This is a genomic window from Dialister sp. (assembly GCF_051885895.1).
Lineage (GTDB): Bacteria > Bacillota > Negativicutes > Veillonellales > Dialisteraceae > Dialister.
The window spans coordinates 3433-7341 of the sequence record NZ_JBJEXP010000084.1 but is presented as its reverse complement, the minus strand read 5'-3'; the positions used below and the strand labels follow the sequence as shown (position 1 = coordinate 7341).

The 3909-nt window shown below is 50.0% G+C and carries 3 protein-coding genes; 1 reads left to right on the top strand and 2 read right to left on the bottom strand.

Going from position 1 to position 3909, the window contains the following annotated elements; translation table 11 throughout:
* Positions 1–353: 353 nt before the first annotated feature.
* The gene (locus tag ACI4N7_RS07675) at positions 354–944 is read right to left on the bottom strand and encodes a vWA domain-containing protein (protein WP_439732767.1); all 591 of its coding nucleotides are present in this window, start codon (positions 942–944) and stop codon (positions 354–356) included.
* A 216-nt stretch (positions 945–1160) separates the two neighbouring features.
* Entirely contained in the window at positions 1161–2624 is a 1464-nt protein-coding gene (locus tag ACI4N7_RS07670; RefSeq protein ID WP_439732766.1) for a hypothetical protein, read from the bottom strand.
* Between the two features lie 258 nt (positions 2625–2882).
* Here ACI4N7_RS07670 and rarD point away from each other — a divergent pair, with 258 nt between their 5' ends.
* A complete protein-coding gene (gene rarD / locus ACI4N7_RS07665; protein WP_439732765.1) occupies positions 2883–3782 on the top strand; it encodes an EamA family transporter RarD in 900 nt (299 codons plus the stop codon).
* The last annotated feature ends 127 nt before the right edge of the window (positions 3783–3909 follow it).

Below are 3909 nucleotides of genomic sequence, written 5' to 3'. Positions count from 1 at the left end.
CGGCGCCGGGCAGGAAACGCAATACCAAGCGCGAAAACACGGATTCCCATTCCGTTATATGGCAGATGGCTTTGACGATAGTTAAGGGGACACACTGATTCAACCGCAGAGTCTAATTTTATTCTTGCATTTCATGGCAGCACAAGGAATAGGATGACGCGAATAGCAAGCTATTTAAGGAATCCCATGACGAAGCAGTGCATAAAAATTTTTATGAAAGCAGACTCTGTGAATGAATCAGTGCTTCCCCAAGTCTCCCGTCATTTAGAAAATTTTCAGGAAACAGGGATGTAAAAAAGACTGTGGAAAATGGCTGCCATTTTCCACAGTCTTTTTTTGCGAAGGCCGATGATTTATTTCATCCCTTTCCGTATGGCTTCCAGGCATTCGTCCATGATGACCATGTTTTTGGCAATGCCCGCCGGAGTGCGCTGGAAGGTGTAGGAACAGTCTTTCTCAATTCCCATGCGGTGTGCCGTTTCTTTCACATCGATATCTGCGCCGGAGAAAATGAAGGTCCATCCCTTTTCCTTTCCTTTGCTGATCAGCCGGTGAATGTCATCCCAGCTGAAATGGGTGCTTGCATTTTCATACCCGTCGGTGGTGATAAAGAAAACGACATGGTCCGGATAGGCATCCTTCGGCTTGTGGGACAGGAGTTTTTCCATTTTCCGGATCCCGAAGCCTATGGCATCCAGCATGGCCGTACAGCCGCCAGCTGCATAATCCTTTTCTGTCATAGGCGGAATGTGCTGTATATCTTCCCGGTCATAGATCAAGTCCATGGTATGGTTGAAAAGAATCACGGAAAGATAACAGGTCCCCTCCAGTTTCTTCTGCCGGTTCACCATGCTGTTGAAACTGCCGATGGTGTCCTCTTCGTATCCTGCCATGGATCCGCTCTTGTCAATGATGCATACCAGTTCTGTAATTTCCTGCTTCATAGTCCTCAGTCCTTTCTGAATTTTTGTTTCTGATTGTATGATAGCAGGGAAAAAGGTCCCGGTGGTCGCCGGGAAAGCGACATTTACCGGGACCTGAGCGATCGGCCTCAGGAATAACTGCCCGTGTCTGTAAATCCCAGTCCGTCCTATTCTCCTCTGCAGGATTTTCCATCAGAGGCCGGATCAGCCCTGTTCTCCATGGCTGAATGGCGGAAATTATTTATTCAGCACCGTCAGTGTATGTCCATTGGTTACAATTTTTCCTTCATTATGCAAAGTCGTGACCGTAGAATCGGCCGTAAGGGTCCATACGGCTCCCTTCTCAATGGTCAGATCTGCTCCGGCCTCTTTGGAAGAGCCCTTCTCATTTTCCGTCTGCAGGAGAGCCCCTTTCCAGTCGGAATTCCTGCCAAGGGTCATGGTCAGATGGGAAATGGAATCCACCAGGATATTTCCTTCTATTTTCTGATTCTCAGCCGTAAAGACTGCTTTCCCGCCATTGGCCCCTGCCTGTCCCCAGCCCCGGGAAGCGCTGTTGCCGGACACACGGAGGAACACCCCGGAAGCATCCTCGTTTTTGATTTTTACATTATCCAGATGAATGGTGCAGTCCGTATTGGTCACATAGAAGATATCCCCCTTATGGGAAACCAGACTGCCGCCTTCCATGGAGAAGGACGAGGTTCCTTCCTCTGCATCGCCGCTCATGGACTGATAAATCATGATGGTGTGCACATTCTCTTCTTTAATGGTCTGGCTGCCCATGACACGGGTATCTGACATATTGCCTTCCAGGCTGCAGTCTTTCAGGGCAATGCTGTTCTTTCCTTCAATAACTGCCCCTTCGGAACGGGAAGCGTAGAGTGCCGCCCCTTCCACCGCAATGTCTGCCGTGGAGTAAATGGCCGGGGAACCATAGCCTGCTGTCCTGAAGCTGCCTCCCTTGACACGGACGGTGCCGCCGCCCCGGTCGGAACGAATGGAAGCAGACGAATTGCCGGCAGTGGATACGGTAACATTTTCCGCTTCCATCGTGCCTCCCCCGGTAGTCTGGAGGCCGCCGGAATTATGGCTTTCCGTAGTAATGGTCACATTCTTTGCAGAAATCTTTGTGCCCTTCCCGTAGCTGAAAAGGCCGTTGCCATTGGGCGCTGCGCTGTGAACGGCAGAATCTTCCACAGTGACCTGGGCACCGTCAGTAGCAAGGAATGCGGCATTCATTCCGTAGAAATCCCCGCCTTCGGTGCTGGAGGATTTCCCTTCCTGCTTGTCGATTTCCACATTCTTCAACGATACGGCAGCACCGGTAACCCGGAGAGCATTTTCATCATCACCGGTAGAACCGAAAACCTGGTCTTCCAATGTACTGTTTTCCGTAATGTTTCTGGCCGCCGTGCCCTGAGTCACATGATCCGGCGGATTGAACCCTCCGGGAGGCGGATTCATCTGACCATTTCCTGCAGGGGCAGCAGGCATAGCCTGTCCTGCCGTCTGGCCTTTATCCGCAGGAACAGCTACTTTGGTAATGGTAATATCCTCCGGCCGGTTCTGCAGATTCCAGGTCATGGCATCAGAAAAGCGCTGAGGAAGCACACTTTCCTGCTTTTTGTCTGCCGCCTGCACAGCGCCGGCGCAAAGAAGAAAAGCACAGGCAAGGGCTGCTGTTTTTCCATATTTCATAGTTCTCACTCCTTACTTCAAGTAACTAACTATCTGGTTAGTCCCATTATAGCACGAAAGAAAAGAAGAGAGTAAGAGCGCATCCACCGGCCTGTAAAAGCAGAGGGTACAAAAACCCCAAGCAGAACCGGCGGGGATGATATGATTTTACTCTTCAAAAACATTTATAGAATAATTTCAATGTTTTTAACTTTCCAAATTTTGTGTCCGGTGGTATACTAACTCACATAGAAATTTTTGAATAAGAGGATGGTTCTGTTGCAAAATCGAAAAAAAGGACTTCTGGCAGCCCTTGCCTGTTATTTTATCTGGGGTGTGCTTCCCTTGTACTGGAAACTGCTGGAAGGGGCCAGTGCCTATGAAATTCTGGCTCACCGCATTATCTGGTCTTTCTTATTTATGGTCATTCTTCTTACCCTCCTCCGCATGGGCGGAATTTTCCGAAGCACCGTGAAGGATCTGGTTTCCCACCGCCTTAAAGGAGCTCTTATGATTTCCGCTGCCTTTCTGATTACCGCCAACTGGTGTATTTTCATCTGGGCTGTCAATCATGACCATATCGTGGATTCCAGCTTCGGATATTACATCAATCCCCTGGTCAATGTATTTCTGGGCGTCCTTCTGTTCCATGAGCGGCTGTCAAAGCTGAAGTGGGTTTCCATCGGCATCGCCCTGGTGGGAATCATCGGCATGTCCGTAGAGCTGGGCCGTTTCCCTCTCATATCCGTAAGCCTGGCCCTCACCTTTGCTCTATACGGTGCCGCCAAGAAGAAGCTCCATATCAACCCTTTTGTCAGTATTACCCTGGAAACGCTTCTGGTGCTGCCCCTGGCTCTCTGGTACGTGATCAGTCTCTATCTTTCAGGCACCGGTCATTTTCTTGCCGGTGACATGACCATGAACTGGGTCCTCATGGGCACAGGCATTGTGACTGCCATCCCGCTGATTCTATTCTCCACAGGAGCCAACAACCTGCCTTTAAATGTACTGGGCTTCTGCCAGTACCTCTCCCCCAGCCTGTCTCTGCTTTTAGGTATTTTCCTCTATCACGAGCCTTTTACCACTGTGCAGATGACCGGATTTTCCGTGATATGGCTGTCTCTGGTGCTTTTCACCATTTCAGACTTTCGGGAACAGCGGGGAAAAGTGGAACAGTGAGACAGTAAGACAGCTGTCCGCTATCTGCTTTCCGCACACCGGTATTTACTGCCGTTTCCCTCAAATACCCCACGTACCGAGATTCCTCGCCTGCGGCTCGGAATGACGAGCAGGCAGGAAAGTAAGC